This window comes from Devosia lucknowensis, assembly GCF_900177655.1.
Taxonomy (GTDB): Bacteria; Pseudomonadota; Alphaproteobacteria; order Rhizobiales; family Devosiaceae; genus Devosia; species Devosia lucknowensis.
In genome coordinates, this window is record NZ_FXWK01000001.1 from 89,795 (window position 1) to 103,013 (window position 13,219).

Here is a 13,219-nt window from a genome sequence, read left to right on the forward strand (position 1 = left end):
ATGCGTGACAGGAGACTAGAACGGCAGTTTCATGCCCGGGGGGATGGGCAGACCTGCCGTAACTTCGGCCATCTTGCGCTGGGCCTCGGCTTCGCTTTTCGCCTTGGCGTCATTGTAGGCGGCGACGATCAGGTCTTCGACCACCTCGGCATCTTCCGGCTTGAGCAGCGACCGGTCGATCTTGAGACCGCGCATGTCGCCCTTGCCCGAAAGCGAGACACTGACCATGCCGCCACCGGACCGGCCTTCGACGACCAGGTCGGCCAACTCGGCCTGCATGGTCTCCATTTTGGCCTTCATCTCGCTGGCGGCCTTCATCATGCCCATGATGTCTTTCATTCGTCGTCCTCTTCAAACGGGGGCGGGGAAAGTTCGGGAGCGGTGGCTTCTTCGCGCACCGTTACATTGACAAGCTTGGCGCCGGGAAATGTTTCCATGATCGCCTTGACCAGCGGGTCGTCATGCGCGGCCTGCGTCGCCGCCTGCTGCCGCTGTTCCTTTTCCTGGCGGATGGTCAGGCCCTCGGGAGCCTTGGTCGACACCATGACCAGCCAGCGCTGGCCGGTCCAGGTCTGCAGCCGCGCCGAGAGGGTCGCGATCATGCCCGGATCGGCGCCGTCGCTGAGCGCGACCTCGATGCGGCCCTGTTCGAACGACACCGGACGCATCGTGCTTTCGAGCGCCAGCTTGACCAGCACGTCGCGCTTGGCCGCGGCAAGGGCGATGAGGTCCTTGTAGCTCGCGACGGTCGCCAGCGCCGGCAGTACGGCCGGTTGGGCCTGGGGTTGCGCGATGACCTGTGGCTGGGCAACGGCCTGCGGGCGCGAAGCCGGCACGGGGGATGGCGCCGGAGACTCCATCGGCGCGGTATCGAGCGCCTCGACGCGCATAGCCGACGCCCCACCCGAGGGCGAACGCGACGGCAATTGCGGCGTGGACGAACCCTGCGGCAGCGTGCCCTGCTGGGTGAGCCTGGTGATCACCTCGTCGGGGCTGGGCAGATCGGCCGCATAGGCAAGGCGGATCAGGGTCATCTCGGCGGCCTGCAGCGCATTTCCGGCGCGGCCGGTTTCCTCGTTGCCCTTGAACAGGATCTGCCAGGCGCGGGTCAGCGCGCGCATCGGCAGACGGTTGGCGAGGTCGCGTCCGCGGGTGCGCTCGTCCGGCGTCAGCGAGGCATCGTCCGCCGCGGCCGGCACAACCTTGATGCGGGTAACGAGATGGGTGAATTCGGCGAGATCGGCCAGCAACGTCTGTGGATCGGCCCCGAGGTCATAGAGCTCGCGCAGCGCCGTCAACGCCTCGGCGATGCGGCCACCCATCAGATCTTCGAAGAGATCGATGATGCGCGCCCGGTCCCCCAGGCCCAGCATGGCCTTGACCGTTGCCGAAGTGACCGTGCCGTTGCCGTGGGCAATGGCCTGGTCGAGCAGGCTGAGCGAGTCGCGGGCGGAGCCTTCGCCGGCACGGACGATCATGGCCAGCGCATCGGCCTCAAAGCCAATGCCCTCGTGTCCGAGGATGGTCTCGAGATAGTCCGACATCACCTCGGCCGGAATGCGCCTGAGGTCGAAGCGCTGGCAACGGGACAGGATGGTGATCGGGACCTTGCGGATCTCGGTCGTCGCAAAGATGAACTTCACATAAGGCGGCGGCTCTTCGAGCGTCTTCAGCAGGCCGTTGAAGGCCGCCGTCGAGAGCATGTGCACCTCGTCGATGACGTAGACCTTGTAGGGTGCCGAAACCGGACCGTATTTCACCGAGTCGATGATCTCGCGGATATCGCCGATGCCGGTGTTGGAAGCGGCGTCCATCTCGACCACGTCGACATGCCGACCCTCGATGATGGCGCGGCAATGCGTGCCTTCCTTCGAGAGGTCGAGCGTCGGGTGACGGCCGGTCTCGTCTTCATAGTTGAAGGCGCGGGCGAGGATGCGCGCCGTGGTGGTCTTGCCCACGCCGCGCACGCCGGTGAGGATGAAAGCATGGTGGATGCGGTTCTGCGCGAAAGCATTGCCCAGCGTCTGCACCATCGCATCCTGCCCGACCAGGGTCGAAAAATCGCGCGGGCGATATTTGCGCGCGAGGACCAGATAGGGAGAGGTCTGGTTTTCAGCCATCCTGCCGGTCCTTGCCTCGCATGAAAGGGAATCTGCCTGTCGTCATGCCCAGACCATAGGGCAATGGTGCCCGTCCCGCAAAAGCCTGCGGCCCAAATCGCCAGATACGAACAGAGAATTGAATAGGAGGCTGGCATCGACCCGTGAGGATCTCGTTGGGGCTGCTTCCTTCCGGACCTGACCCGGTTGGCGAGGAACACGTCCGCGCCAACCTCCCGCGGCCTATATGCGGATTTTGCGGGCAGGATGCAAGAGGCAGGGTCAGATAAGCCTGATCGGGCCCGGATAGCGCGCCACGGTCTCGTCCACGGTTATCAGCTCGATGCCGACAACGGTCGCCTGCGCAATCAGCATGCGATCGAAAGGATCCCTGTGGATCAAGGGAAGGCCAAGAATGGCGACTGCGTGCTCGCTTGTGATCGGTAACTCGTCGTAGCCATTGTCGACAAGCCCGCGTCGCAACAGACGCGGGTCGGCGCGGAAATCGTCCCGACCGAGCCCGTGTTTGATGGCAACCTCCCAAAGGCTTGCCGCGCTGAACACGGGTTCCGTTTCCGGAGCGTCAAGCAGGACACGCGCTGCCGACGGCAAACGCTCAGGCTCTGCTGCGGCCCACAGCAGAATGTGGGTATCCAACAAGACCTTCATTCTGTCTCGCCGAAGAGGGCAGCTATTTCGGCCTCGCCCATGCGATCGAAATCGTCAGGCACGGTAAACTGCCCTCTCATGAAGCCCAGGCGGCGTACCTGACTGGGTTGGTCGAGGGGGACTACCTTGACCATCGGTTTACCTGCCTTGGCGATGACGAATGCCTCGCCATTCGCTGCCCGTTCCACCAGCCTCGACAAATGGGTCTTCGCGTCGTGAATGTTCACGGTAAGTGTCATTGTTCAAGCCTCGACTTAGTTTAGTAAACTTAGTCCGAGGCAACGCTTGTGACAAGGAGCAGTTTGACGGCTTGTTCAAACCGTTGTCACCTCGGAACCGCCTGACAACCGGCGACACTGCTTAACGTCGGACGTACTCTACCGTGACGCCTTCAGCGGCTCCGGCGGGCGAAGGGACGGCTGCGGGGTCCTTGTCGTGGTCAGCTGTTCTGAAACCCAGCCTTCGAGCGTGGGGTTCACGTCGATCAGCAACCAGCCGTCCTTGCGCCCGAGCACCTTGAGCTGGGTGCCGCGCGGCAGGGTCATGATCAGCGGACCCGACGTGCTGGGAGTGTGGCGAACGTTGAGCTCGGCAACATTGACGAAGCGCGGCGCATCGAGGGCCGCTGGCGCTGGCGCCGGCGCAGGGGTCGGCGTGGTGCGCGATGGTGTGGCGGATGCGACGCTGGCCGGCCGCGCTAGGGAAGCCGAGGGGCGATCGGGATTGCCGACAATGCCGAACTGATAGATGCCGAAGCCAAGAGCCCCGAGAATGGCAAGACCGATGACGTTCGAACCCTGTTGCTGCTTTTTCCTGGCCATAGACACGCCTTTCGTCACGAACGGACATTCTGGCCAAAGGGGGTTAACGGAAAGCGCAAGGATCGGGGTTGTGAACCGCTGACTAGAGCGCGCAGCTGAGTTCTTCCACAAGCGCCGCGATGGACCGCTTGCGCGCCTGGGCGTCGGCAATGATGCGATCGAGATCAAGCTGCTTTTCGATCAGGGCGGAGACGATGGCCTGGGGATCCGGCAGGGATCGGGCATCGGGAAGCTCGCCGCCGATCTCGGCCAGGGAGAAACCAAGGAGCCGCGCCCGATCGATGAACACGAGGCGCGCGACAGCACCGTCGGCATAGCTCCGATAGCCGTTCCGCTCCCGCGACGGAGGCGAGATCAGTCCCTGTGCCTCGTAGAAGCGGATGCGGGAGACCGATAGTCCGGTGCGACGGGCAAGCTCGCCGATGCGCATGTTTTTGCCTTGACCCTCAAGTGTGGTTGAGGGTTTATAGCACGTCCTCATCGCAATGACGAAGGTGAGGACATGTCCCCGAAAACTGTTGTGATCACCGGTGGCACCGCCGGTATCGGTCTGGCTGCCGCCACGGCCATTGCCGCGCGCGGACACCGGCTGATCCTCATAGGCCGCGACCATGGGCGGGGGGCGGAGGCCCTGTCCCGACTGGCGCCGCCGGCGGAGGGCGGACACCGCTACCTCCCTGCCGACCTGTCGATACGACAAGGGGTCGGGTCAGTTGTGACCGAACTGACGAAGTCCGAGGATGCCATCGACGTGCTGGCCAACAATGCCGGCACCTGGTTTCAGCGCCGGGACGTGACCGTCGACGGCGTGGAGCGGACAATGGCGGTGAACCACCTCGCCTATGTCGGCCTGACGCTGGGTCTCAAGCCGCTGCTGCTGCGGGCGCAGGCGGCACGGGTGATCAATACCGGCTCGTTCGTCTACAGGAGCGCCCGCTACCGCCCGGACAACATGCAGTCGGAGCGTCGCTTTTCCACCAATGGCAGTTATGCCGCGACCAAGCTTTACAATCTCATGTTCACGCGCGCGCTGGCCCGGCGCTGGGGCGATCTTGGAATAACGGTCAACGCCTTCAGCCCCGGCTTCGTGAATACCGGTTTCGGACGCGGGCAGGGCGGACTGCTCGAGCCATACTACCAGCTGACCCGGCGCCTCTTTGCACGTTCGCCCGAAAAGGCGGCTGAAACCCTGGTGAAGCTGGCGCTGTCCGAGGCGGTGGCGCATGTCAGCGGCGCTTATTTCGAAGATGGCCGCCAACGACCTGTTCGCGGCGACGCCGCCGACCCAATCCTGTCGGACGCGGTGCTGGACTGGAGCCTGCGGGCCGTCGGGGTCGACCGCCAGCGGGTATGAGGATAGCAACGGTTGCCACAAGCGATGAGGAGCGTGACGATGATGACCGAGGCAGAAGCCTATAGCGCGATGTTCGCATTTCTCGACGACTATTACCGGCGGACCAAATCCGACGATGTCGGGGCTTTGCTGGGGAGCATGAGCCTCATGGCCGATGGCAGGCCAGCCGACGATGCCATATGGGCCGAGTGGCTGGCCAGTGTAGCGCGGGCCAGAGCCGGCACGGTCGACGACGCGTTCCGGCTTGGGCAGTGAAGGAAGCCGAGGCGAGCCGCATCACTACCTCGTGTCGCCTCTCCCCTCGGTGTGAAATCGCAGCTATTTGAGCGTCATGCCCCGCATTGCCAAGAAGAAGCCCGAACCCAATATCACGCTTGTCGCGGAATGGTCGCTGCCGCCCGCGGCGACGCTGGGCTCGTCGGTGCGCGCCAAGGGCATCCTCCTCGAAATCCGCGCCCGGCTGCCCGTGAAGCTGCGCAAGTGTCTCGACGTGCGCGGCTCGGAGCTGGTCCTGGGCATGGAGGAGGGTGCGGAGGCTGACTTCGCCGCTGTGTCGGTGAGTGTCGAAAAGGCGCTGGTCGGCATCGAGAGCCTCGAAGTCATCCCTCGCGAGATCGAGGATATTCTCACCATCAAGACCAGCGAGCGGCATCGCTGGCTCAAGGACGGGCGCCTGCCCAGCGCCGGCACAAGGACCGTGAAGCTGCGTGGCCGGGCGCGCAAGATCACCTTCCATATCTTCGATCCGCGCATGGTCGAAGACCTTCTCAACAGCGACCGCGTCGAGACCTGGCGCGAGGAAGACGCCGAGACCAAGGCGGAAAACCGCCGTCGCGCGCTGTGGAAGGCCAAGCTCAAGCGCGAGGCGAAAAAGAACGCGACCGTGCCGCCCGAGTCCGGTCGCGACGAAGCGACGGGGCAGAAATTGCGCGGCTGGGACGAATTCGCCAGCGAATTCCTCTGAGCTCAAGGGTTCCGCTTGCCCGGCGAATAAATTCAGCCGCAAGGCTGGCTCCAAGCCAATCCCCATGCGTTTTGCCCCCACAGCACTTGCGTAAACCGCCCAAGTACGGTTCTGGTGCTGCAAGGTCCGCGACATGCGCGGCAAGGAGAGTGTGTTGACGACGCAGGAAGACCGTATCGATAGCGAACTGCATCGCATCTCAGCATCCAACGATCCCTTTGCCTCGGCCGTTCGCGCCACGCGCATGCCGATGTTGATCACCGACCCCAGCAAGCCGGACAATCCCATCGTCTTCATGAACGACGCCTTCACCAAGCTCACGGGCTATACCCGCGCCGAGGTGATGGGGCAGAACTGCCGGTTTCTCCAGGGGCCTGGCACCAACCGCGAAGACGTGACCCGCATCCGCAATGCCATTGCCCGGCGCGAGTCGATCGAGATCGACCTGCTCAACTATCGCAAGGACGGCACCTCGTTCTGGAACCGGTTGCTGATTTCGCCCGTGTTCAACGAGGCCGGGGAACTGAGCTATTTCTTCGCCTCGCAGTTCGACGTTTCGCCCGAGCGCAACCGCGTTTCCGAACTGCAGCTGTCGCACAGCGAACTCGAAAGCGAAATCGAGCGGCGCATGCTCGACCTCATGGCCAACGAGACGCGCATCCGCTTCATCCTCAATGCCGCGCGCATGGGCATCTGGACGCTGGACCTGACATCGGGCCGGCTGATCTCCTCGCCCCAGTGCAAGGTCAATTTCGGCCGCCATCCGCACGCGCCGTTCAGCTACGAAGATCTCAAGGCGTCCATTGTCGAGGAGGATCGGCTGCGCTGGACCCAGGTGATCGACGAGGCCATCGAGAGCGGCGGCGAATTCTCGATCGAGTACCGTATCCGCACGCCCGACGGCGAGCTGCGCTGGGTGGAAGTGCGCGGGCAGGTCAACCGCGATCTGACCGATACGCCCTCGATCATGTCGGGCGTCTCCATGGAAATCACCGAGCGCAAGGAAGCCGAGGAACACCGCAAGCTGCTCTCGCGCGAGCTCAATCACCGGGTCAAGAACATGCTGGCGACCGCCCAGTCGGTGTTCGTGCAATCGCTGCGCTCGGCCAAGTCGCTCGACGACGCACAGCAGATCGCCGTTGGCCGCATTCATTCGCTGGCGACGGCGCAGGACCTCCTGACCCAGGAAGGCTGGAGCAGCGCCACGCTGTCCGATGTGGTGGAGCGCTCGCTCGCGCCCTTCGAAGGCGCCGATTTCCGCATTGCCGGTCCGCGCGTCCTGCTCGGCGCCAAGGCGGTCTCGACACTGTCGCTGACCATTCACGAACTGGCGACCAATTCCATCAAGTATGGCGCGCTCTCAAGCGAAGACGGCAGCGTCACCATCACCTGGGATCTCCTCCCCGGGGAGACCGAAACGCTGCGCTTCCACTGGAGCGAAATGGGCGGGCCGCCGGTCTTGCCGCCACAGCGCCGCGGCTTCGGCTCGCGGGTGATCGAAAACATCGCCTCGGCGGAACTGGGCGGCACGGCCCAGGTTGATTTCCGTCCCGGCGGCATTCTCTACGAACTCAAGGCGCCGGTGTCGCAGCTTTCCGACAATGTCGACGCCTATTCGGGCCGTCCCGCTCCGCAGGCTTGACGGTGGCAGGGCCGGTCAGACCGGCTCCGTCGCCTTGTCGCGCGTCCGCCACTGACCATCGCGCCATTCCCGCACCGTGACCGATATCTGATCGCCGATGTCGATGAGATTGTAGGCGTTCGCCTCGCCGCGCAGGCGCGTCGATATGGCCGAGGAGGCCTGCGCCACGAGGATGGGCGCCGAAACGGCCTTGCTCAGGCCCATCGGCTGCCCTTCGCGCGCCGCATCCCTGGCCTCGTGCTTGCGCACATAGGACAGGTGGAAATGCCCCGACAGCACCAGGCGCACGCCGAGCGAGGCGAAGCATTCAAGAGCCTCGTCGGCCCGCTTCACGCGCTTGGTCTTCTGCATCATCGGCTCGGTGGGGAACAGCAGCGGGTGGTGGGCGACGATCACGCGCACCGCATCGGGCGACGCACGGTTGAAGCGTTCCTCGAGATCCTCGAGCTGGCTGCGCGAAATCGTGCCGTGGCCCCAGTTCCATTCGAGCCGCGCCCGGCGCGAGGTGCGCATGCCGACGAGCACGACCCCATTCATTTCGAGATAGGGCTCGAGATCGCGCGCGATGTATTTCTTGTAGAGCCCGTATGGGTTGAGGAAGCGACGCAGGATGTTGACCGCCGGCACGTCGTGATTGCCGGGCACTGCGAAGATCGGAGCATGGAGCTTGTCGAGGAATTCGCGCGCCTGCTCGAACTCCTCCTTGGTGCCGATCTGGGTGAAATCGCCGCTGGCGACGATGAGATCGGGGCGTTGGGCATTGATGTCGTCGGCAAAGCCGGCGGCGAGGGCCGGGTCGTGATGTCCGAAATGCAGGTCCGAGATGTGCAGAATCTTCATGCGGCCACCACCGTCTCGGTTTCGGCCGAAACTTCCGCCGGCACGATCACCGACAGCGCCTTGGGCCGGATGGTGAAGGTCAGCGGCGTCTGGAAGGTCTCGATCTCGCCGTCGAACATCACCTTGATCAGCGGCTTGCGGGTGTCGATGGTGATCTGCTGAATGCTCTCCATGCTGAGCGCCTCGTGGTCACGCCAGCGACCCAGCATCATGCCGGTCGCCAGGCGGAAGAAGTCGCGCGCCCGCAGGTGCTTGAGGATGTAGAGCGTCAGCGTGCCGCGATCGAGGCTTTCGCGGGCGAAGAACTTGCCCAAGCCCTCGTCATAGGCATTGCAGGCCACGGCCAGCGCCTGGATACGCTCGACACGCCGCTCGCCATCGCTGGGGTCGATGACGACAGCCAGCCGTCGCGCCCGCGCCAGCCGCCGGAACAGGAACCGCATGAAGGCAATCTTGACCGGAAGCGTCTCCCGGCCGCGCAGGTGCTCGCGTCCCGCGGCCAAGCTGGGAATGAGGCCGATGACGACTTTCTGCAGGAATACCCGGCCATTGACGTCGGCGACGTCGATGCGCTGGCTGCTCGGATGGGTCAGGGCGGCGACGGCGCCCGGCAGATCGAGGGGGAGGTGCAGGTCCTTGGCGACGGCATTGAATGTGCCCAGCGGCAGGATGGCCAGGTGTTTTTCCGAACCGACGAGCGCTCCGGCCAGCGCGGTAATTGTGCCGTCGCCCCCCGCGGCGACGACGATTTCAGCATCACTGCTAACCGCATCGGCGATCCGTTCGTCCATGCTGCGGCTGCAGTCTGCGTCGATACGCGCGTCGAGCCCATTTTTCTCGAACAGTTCGCCCAAGGTTTCCCTGGTGACGCCGAGGGCATGGGCTGTTCCGGAGTTTTCGTTTAGGAGAACGTAGAAGCGCTGGCTGGTCATCTGATCTCGGTCCGGTGGGGCTGGTCAGCAACGCATAGCGCGCGAAATGCGTTGCGTAAGCGACAACTGGAAATCTGCGATGCTCAACCGACTGGTCCGCTCAACCCCGATCCGCCGTATTCAAAAGTTCATCACCGCAGAAGCAGGCCTCTTGGCGTCAATCGCCATCGTCAGTGGTCTCGTGCTTGCATTCCTCAATATTGCTGACGGTGTGGCCGACGACGATCTGGTGGCGTTCGACAACGCCATCCTGATGATGTTCCGCGACCCCACCAACATCGACAACGTCATCGGTCCGGTCTGGCTGCATGAAATGGTCCGAGACATCACGGCGCTGGGGAGCTTCATCCTCCTCGGCTTCATCGTGGTCGGCGTCTGCGGCTATCTGCTGATGCTGAGACTCAAGGCCGAGGCGCTGCTGATCCTCGTATCGGTGCTGGGCGGCACGCTGATCAGTACGCTGCTCAAGATGACCTATGACAGGCCACGACCGGACCTGACTGCCATGTCGCACCAGTTCACCGCCAGCTTTCCCAGCGGCCACGCGATGCTCTCCGCGGTGACCTTCCTGACGCTGGGCGCGCTTCTGGCCCGGCTTGCCCCGAGCCGCAGCAAGCGCATCTACATCTTCAGCACCGCGATCTTTCTGACGCTGATCGTGGGCATGAGCCGCATCTATATGGGCGTCCACTTCCCCAGCGACGTCCTCGCCGGATGGTGCCTCGGCGCCGCCTGGGCATTGCTCTGCAGCGCCGTCGCCGTCGTGCTGCAGCGCCGCGGCAAGGTCATGCCCACACCGGTGGAAAACCAGGCCTGACCATGCGGTCACACAGAGATCATTTGACCTCGACGGCGGTCGCGGGCCTGTGGCCGGATCACCAACCCCGCTCAACAGTCCAAGTCGCCATTTGCCCATGACGCATGCCGAGCCCCTTGCTCAACCCCGCACCGAAGAGCAGTTCCGCAAAGATACTGCCGCGGTTCTCGATCATCCGGACTTTGGTCTGATCCATGATCGGTACACGACATCGCTCTCGTTCTACCGCGAAGCCAGCCGGCCCTTTGCCAAGCTGATCGCCAATGAGGACCGCTATCGCGCGCTCAATTTCCTGTTCACGATCTGGGCGGAGAAGGTGGGTCACGGCCTCGATGGCTCGATGACCTATGGGGAACTGCACGAAATCTGCCGTCGCGGCGAGATCTCGCCGCGGATCCTCAAGACCACGCTGTCGCTGGCGACACTCTATGGATTTCTCGAGCGCCGGCCCAATCCTGCCGATGGACGGAGCTGGCTATACATACCCACGCCGGCGATGATTGCCTTTCCGCAGCAATGGCTGATGCCGGCGGCCAACGCGCTCGACGCTTTGTTTCCGGGCCAGGACCGGTCCGGCCGCCTGGCCCAGGACTCTGGAGCGCTGGTGCATTTCCTGCGCAGTGCCGGCCGCGAGTTCGCCGCTGGCACGCAACCCCAGACCATGCAGGCCGACTTCCAGGAATTTTACGGCCGCAAGGAAGGTGGGGCCAGTTTTACCATGGGCCTGCTCGTCGCCGATGCCCAGGGCCAGCCGCCTTTGAGCCGCAGCGAAATGGCATCGCGCTATGGCCTGACAAAGAGCCAGGTGACCCAGTTGATCGCCATGGGCGAACAGAAGGGTCTGATGCTGGTGCGCAACGGCGTGCCGATGCCCACCGATCTGCTGCGGAAAAACCACGCTGAGTGGGTTGCGCTATCGCTGGCCTTTCTCGGCCACCACCTACTGCCCAATCGGGGATGAAAAAAGGACAGGCTGGAGCTCAAACCAGCCTGTCCATTTGAGGACTGCACAATTGCCCCTGTGCAGTCAGAGGATGAGGTTGGCCAGGTTGAAGAGACCCGCCCCACCCTCGATCTCATGCGCTACAACAAGCCCCCTTGCAGCAGCGCGAGAAGCCTAGATGTACGACCCGCTATTGTTACCATTCGTTTGGGTGGGCAGGCGCGGTCATTTTCGTACCCAAATTTGAAATCGACGAGTTCTGCCGGCCTCCACTAGGTTGGAACGTAACGCCGCGGCGGATGGACGAGGGTCACCAGGACCACCGAAATCATCATCAGCAGGTACCAGGAGCCGAGCTTGCTCCAGCTGACCATGGACCAGCCGTCGGCCTGATCGGGGTATATCCACGCGCGGGACCAGGTGCCGATGTTCTCGGCGATCCAGATGAACAGCGCCACCAGCAGGAATGCCAGAAGCATGGGCATGCGATGGCGAAACCGGAACACGCGGTAGTGCATCCAGCTGCGCGCGTAGAGCAGGGCAATGGCGGCGAACAGCAGCCAGCGGAAATCGAACAGGTAGTGGTGTGTGAAGAAATTCACGTAGATTGCGACCGCGACCACGGCCGTGATCCAGACCGGTGGATAGCGCGTGAAGGTGATGTCGAAGATGCGCTGGATACGCGCCATGTAGCTGCCGACGCAGGCATACATGAAGCCCGAAAACAGCGGCACGCCGGCAATGCGGATGAGGGCGTCGTCGGGGTAGATCCAGGACCCGACCGCCGTCTTGAAGATCTCCATGCCGGTGCCGACGATGTGGAAGATGAGAATGACGCGCGCTTCTTCCAGCGTTTCGAGCTTGAAGACGATCATGGCCGCCTGGATCGCGAGCGCCGCGACGAACCAGAAGTCGTAGCGGTGGATGCCGATATCGGGCCACCACAGACGGCTGACGAGGATCATGCCCAGCATCAGGCCACCGAAAAGACAGGCCCAGGCCTGCTTGCAGCCGAAGACCAGGAATTCGACGAACCCGTCGGCCAAGCGTCCGCGCGGCATGCGGGCCAGAATGCCATGCGCGGCATGGTCGATCGCCGCTTCCACACTCGTGAACCGATTGGCCATGCCCGTCCTTGCCCCGACCATTCCGTGCGTTTATGCCCTTTTAGACATTGGCGGGAGAAGGTGATCACCTTGCGCCCAAGCCAATCTACAATCCGCGCCGAATTGTGGCGCGCCGCCTGACATCCAGGAGTTCGCCTTGTCCAAACGCCGCCACCCGACATCCCTGCGCACCTCGGGCGAGGACATTGCCGTTTCGCGCAAGGCCCCGGATACCCCGCAGACGCGCAGCGCCGCCTATCGGCTGGCCTTCGCCGACGACGAATTCATGACCTCGGAGGACACCCGCGGGGTCCGGTTTCAGCTCGAATATCTCAAGCCCGAATTCCGCCTGCGTGAGCACGGCATCAATTCGACGGTGGTGCTGTTCGGCGGTGCGCGCATTCCCGAACCCGGCAAGCCGGCCTGGGCCGCCAAGAACGAAACCCAGCGCAAGAACCTCGAGGCCGCGTCACGATACTACGAGGAGGCGCGCAAGTTCGCCCAGTACGCTTCCCAGACCTCGGCTTCGCTCGGTTACAAGGAATTCGTGGTGACGACCGGGGGCGGCCCGGGCGTGATGGAGGCAGGCAATCGCGGCGCCACGGACATGGGCGCGCCCTCCATCGGCCTCAACATCGTGCTGCCGCACGAGCAGGCGCCGAACCTTTATGTGACGCCCGACCTGAGCTTCAACTTCCACTATTTCGCGACGCGCAAGATCCACTTCCTGATGCGCGCCAAGACGGTCGCCGTCTTCCCTGGTGGCTTCGGCACGCTGGACGAATTTTTCGAAGCGCTGACGCTGATCCAGACCGGGCGCATGGACAAGATCCCCATGCTGCTGTTCGGCAAGGAATTCTGGACCAAGGTCATCAACCTCGATGCGCTGGCCGAAGCGGGCACCATCGCCCCCGACGATCCCAATCTCTTCACCGTGGTCGACACGGCCGAGGAGGGATGGGACGTGGTGCGCCAGTTCTACAACCTTCCGCAGATGGGCGAGCCGAGCCCCCGCGGCGACTGAAACACGGT

The 13,219-nt window shown here is 63.5% G+C and carries 16 protein-coding genes and 1 other RNA gene; 7 read left to right on the forward strand and 10 right to left on the reverse strand.

From position 1 onward, the window contains the following. Positions 1 to 15 precede the first annotated feature (15 nt). The 7 genes from CCK88_RS00440 to CCK88_RS00470 form a co-directional block, all read right to left on the reverse strand. Positions 16 to 339: a YbaB/EbfC family nucleoid-associated protein gene (locus tag CCK88_RS00440; RefSeq protein ID WP_086468599.1), complete on the reverse strand. Its 324-nt coding sequence runs from the start codon at positions 337 to 339 to the stop codon at positions 16 to 18. Further along, entirely contained in the window at positions 336 to 2,120 is a 1,785-nt protein-coding gene (locus CCK88_RS00445) for a DNA polymerase III subunit gamma/tau (RefSeq protein WP_086468600.1), read from the reverse strand. The genes CCK88_RS00440 and CCK88_RS00445 overlap by 4 nt, the downstream gene beginning before the upstream one ends. Before the next feature lie 121 nt (positions 2,121 to 2,241). Next, positions 2,242 to 2,337, reverse strand: an RNA gene (ffs, locus tag CCK88_RS00450) — signal recognition particle sRNA small type. 44 nt (positions 2,338 to 2,381) lie between these two features. Then, complete coding sequence (locus CCK88_RS00455) at positions 2,382 to 2,768, reverse strand: type II toxin-antitoxin system VapC family toxin (RefSeq protein ID WP_086468601.1); 387 nt, start codon at positions 2,766 to 2,768, stop codon at positions 2,382 to 2,384. Further along, complete coding sequence (locus CCK88_RS00460) at positions 2,765 to 3,007, reverse strand: type II toxin-antitoxin system Phd/YefM family antitoxin (protein WP_086468602.1); 243 nt, start codon at positions 3,005 to 3,007, stop codon at positions 2,765 to 2,767. Before CCK88_RS00460 ends, CCK88_RS00455 begins: the two co-directional genes overlap by 4 nt. A 138-nt stretch (positions 3,008 to 3,145) precedes the next feature. Next, entirely contained in the window at positions 3,146 to 3,589 is a 444-nt protein-coding gene (locus CCK88_RS00465) for an SH3 domain-containing protein (protein ID WP_086468603.1), read from the reverse strand. A gap of 82 nt (positions 3,590 to 3,671) precedes the next feature. Beyond that, positions 3,672 to 4,019, reverse strand: a complete 348-nt coding sequence (locus CCK88_RS00470; protein WP_086468604.1) for a MerR family transcriptional regulator — start codon at positions 4,017 to 4,019, stop codon at positions 3,672 to 3,674. A 72-nt stretch (positions 4,020 to 4,091) separates the two neighbouring features. On the opposite strand from CCK88_RS00470, the gene CCK88_RS00475 reads away from it, so the two are divergent. The 4 genes from CCK88_RS00475 (at position 4,092) to CCK88_RS00490 (ending at position 7,549) form a co-directional block, all read left to right on the forward strand. Next, positions 4,092 to 4,943, forward strand: a complete 852-nt coding sequence (locus CCK88_RS00475; protein WP_086468605.1) for an SDR family NAD(P)-dependent oxidoreductase — start codon at positions 4,092 to 4,094, stop codon at positions 4,941 to 4,943. A gap of 39 nt (positions 4,944 to 4,982) precedes the next feature. Further along, on the forward strand, positions 4,983 to 5,198 hold the full coding sequence (locus CCK88_RS00480) for a hypothetical protein (protein ID WP_210189889.1): 216 nt from the start codon (positions 4,983 to 4,985) through the stop codon (positions 5,196 to 5,198). Between the two features lie 76 nt (positions 5,199 to 5,274). Then, positions 5,275 to 5,907 (forward strand): hypothetical protein, encoded by a 633-nt coding sequence (locus CCK88_RS00485; RefSeq protein WP_086468607.1) that lies wholly within the window; start codon positions 5,275 to 5,277, stop codon positions 5,905 to 5,907. 151 nt (positions 5,908 to 6,058) lie between these two features. Then, on the forward strand, positions 6,059 to 7,549 hold the full coding sequence (locus CCK88_RS00490) for a PAS domain-containing protein (protein WP_342068313.1): 1,491 nt from the start codon (positions 6,059 to 6,061) through the stop codon (positions 7,547 to 7,549). 15 nt (positions 7,550 to 7,564) lie between these two features. On the opposite strand, the gene CCK88_RS00495 is transcribed toward CCK88_RS00490, so the two are convergent. Together CCK88_RS00495 and CCK88_RS00500 are read right to left on the reverse strand one after the other, a co-directional pair. Continuing rightward, positions 7,565 to 8,389 (reverse strand): metallophosphoesterase family protein, encoded by an 825-nt coding sequence (locus CCK88_RS00495; RefSeq protein ID WP_086468609.1) that lies wholly within the window; start codon positions 8,387 to 8,389, stop codon positions 7,565 to 7,567. Then, complete coding sequence (locus CCK88_RS00500; protein ID WP_086468610.1) at positions 8,386 to 9,321, reverse strand: diacylglycerol/lipid kinase family protein; 936 nt, start codon at positions 9,319 to 9,321, stop codon at positions 8,386 to 8,388. The genes CCK88_RS00495 and CCK88_RS00500 overlap by 4 nt, the downstream gene beginning before the upstream one ends. 79 nt (positions 9,322 to 9,400) lie before the next feature. On the opposite strand from CCK88_RS00500, the gene CCK88_RS00505 reads away from it, so the two are divergent. After that, entirely contained in the window at positions 9,401 to 10,138 is a 738-nt protein-coding gene (locus tag CCK88_RS00505) for a phosphatase PAP2 family protein (protein WP_086468611.1), read from the forward strand. Positions 10,139 to 10,235: 97 nt separating this feature from the next. Then, a complete protein-coding gene (locus CCK88_RS00510; protein ID WP_086468612.1) occupies positions 10,236 to 11,099 on the forward strand; it encodes a hypothetical protein in 864 nt (287 codons plus the stop codon). A gap of 254 nt (positions 11,100 to 11,353) precedes the next feature. Here CCK88_RS00510 and CCK88_RS00515 read toward each other — a convergent pair whose 3' ends face one another. Then, entirely contained in the window at positions 11,354 to 12,208 is an 855-nt protein-coding gene (locus CCK88_RS00515; protein WP_086468613.1) for a DUF817 domain-containing protein, read from the reverse strand. Positions 12,209 to 12,344: 136 nt separating this feature from the next. On the opposite strand from CCK88_RS00515, the gene CCK88_RS00520 reads away from it, so the two are divergent. After that, positions 12,345 to 13,211, forward strand: coding sequence for an LOG family protein (locus tag CCK88_RS00520; protein ID WP_086468614.1), 867 nt, complete (start codon positions 12,345 to 12,347; stop codon positions 13,209 to 13,211). The last annotated feature ends 8 nt before the right edge of the window (positions 13,212 to 13,219 follow it).

Excerpts from the sequence above, each read along its gene's own strand:
- CCK88_RS00515 (WP_086468613.1), bottom strand. The coding sequence starts at position 12,208 with ATGGCCAATCGGTTCACGAGTGTGGAAGCGGCGATCGACCATGCCGCG.
- CCK88_RS00505 (WP_086468611.1), top strand. The coding sequence starts at position 9,401 with ATGCTCAACCGACTGGTCCGCTCAACCCCGATCCGCCGTATTCAAAAG.
- CCK88_RS00495 (WP_086468609.1), bottom strand. The coding sequence starts at position 8,389 with ATGAAGATTCTGCACATCTCGGACCTGCATTTCGGACATCACGACCCG.
- CCK88_RS00500 (WP_086468610.1), bottom strand. The coding sequence starts at position 9,321 with ATGACCAGCCAGCGCTTCTACGTTCTCCTAAACGAAAACTCCGGAACA.
- CCK88_RS00455 (WP_086468601.1), bottom strand. The coding sequence starts at position 2,768 with ATGAAGGTCTTGTTGGATACCCACATTCTGCTGTGGGCCGCAGCAGAG.
- CCK88_RS00465 (WP_086468603.1), bottom strand. The coding sequence starts at position 3,589 with ATGGCCAGGAAAAAGCAGCAACAGGGTTCGAACGTCATCGGTCTTGCC.
- CCK88_RS00510 (WP_086468612.1), top strand. The coding sequence starts at position 10,236 with ATGACGCATGCCGAGCCCCTTGCTCAACCCCGCACCGAAGAGCAGTTC.
- CCK88_RS00475 (WP_086468605.1), top strand. The coding sequence starts at position 4,092 with ATGTCCCCGAAAACTGTTGTGATCACCGGTGGCACCGCCGGTATCGGT.
- CCK88_RS00440 (WP_086468599.1), bottom strand. The coding sequence starts at position 339 with ATGAAAGACATCATGGGCATGATGAAGGCCGCCAGCGAGATGAAGGCC.
- CCK88_RS00480 (WP_210189889.1), top strand. The coding sequence starts at position 4,983 with ATGATGACCGAGGCAGAAGCCTATAGCGCGATGTTCGCATTTCTCGAC.
- CCK88_RS00445 (WP_086468600.1), bottom strand. The coding sequence starts at position 2,120 with ATGGCTGAAAACCAGACCTCTCCCTATCTGGTCCTCGCGCGCAAATAT.
- CCK88_RS00470 (WP_086468604.1), bottom strand. The coding sequence starts at position 4,019 with ATGCGCATCGGCGAGCTTGCCCGTCGCACCGGACTATCGGTCTCCCGC.
- CCK88_RS00460 (WP_086468602.1), bottom strand. The coding sequence starts at position 3,007 with ATGACACTTACCGTGAACATTCACGACGCGAAGACCCATTTGTCGAGG.
- CCK88_RS00485 (WP_086468607.1), top strand. The coding sequence starts at position 5,275 with ATGCCCCGCATTGCCAAGAAGAAGCCCGAACCCAATATCACGCTTGTC.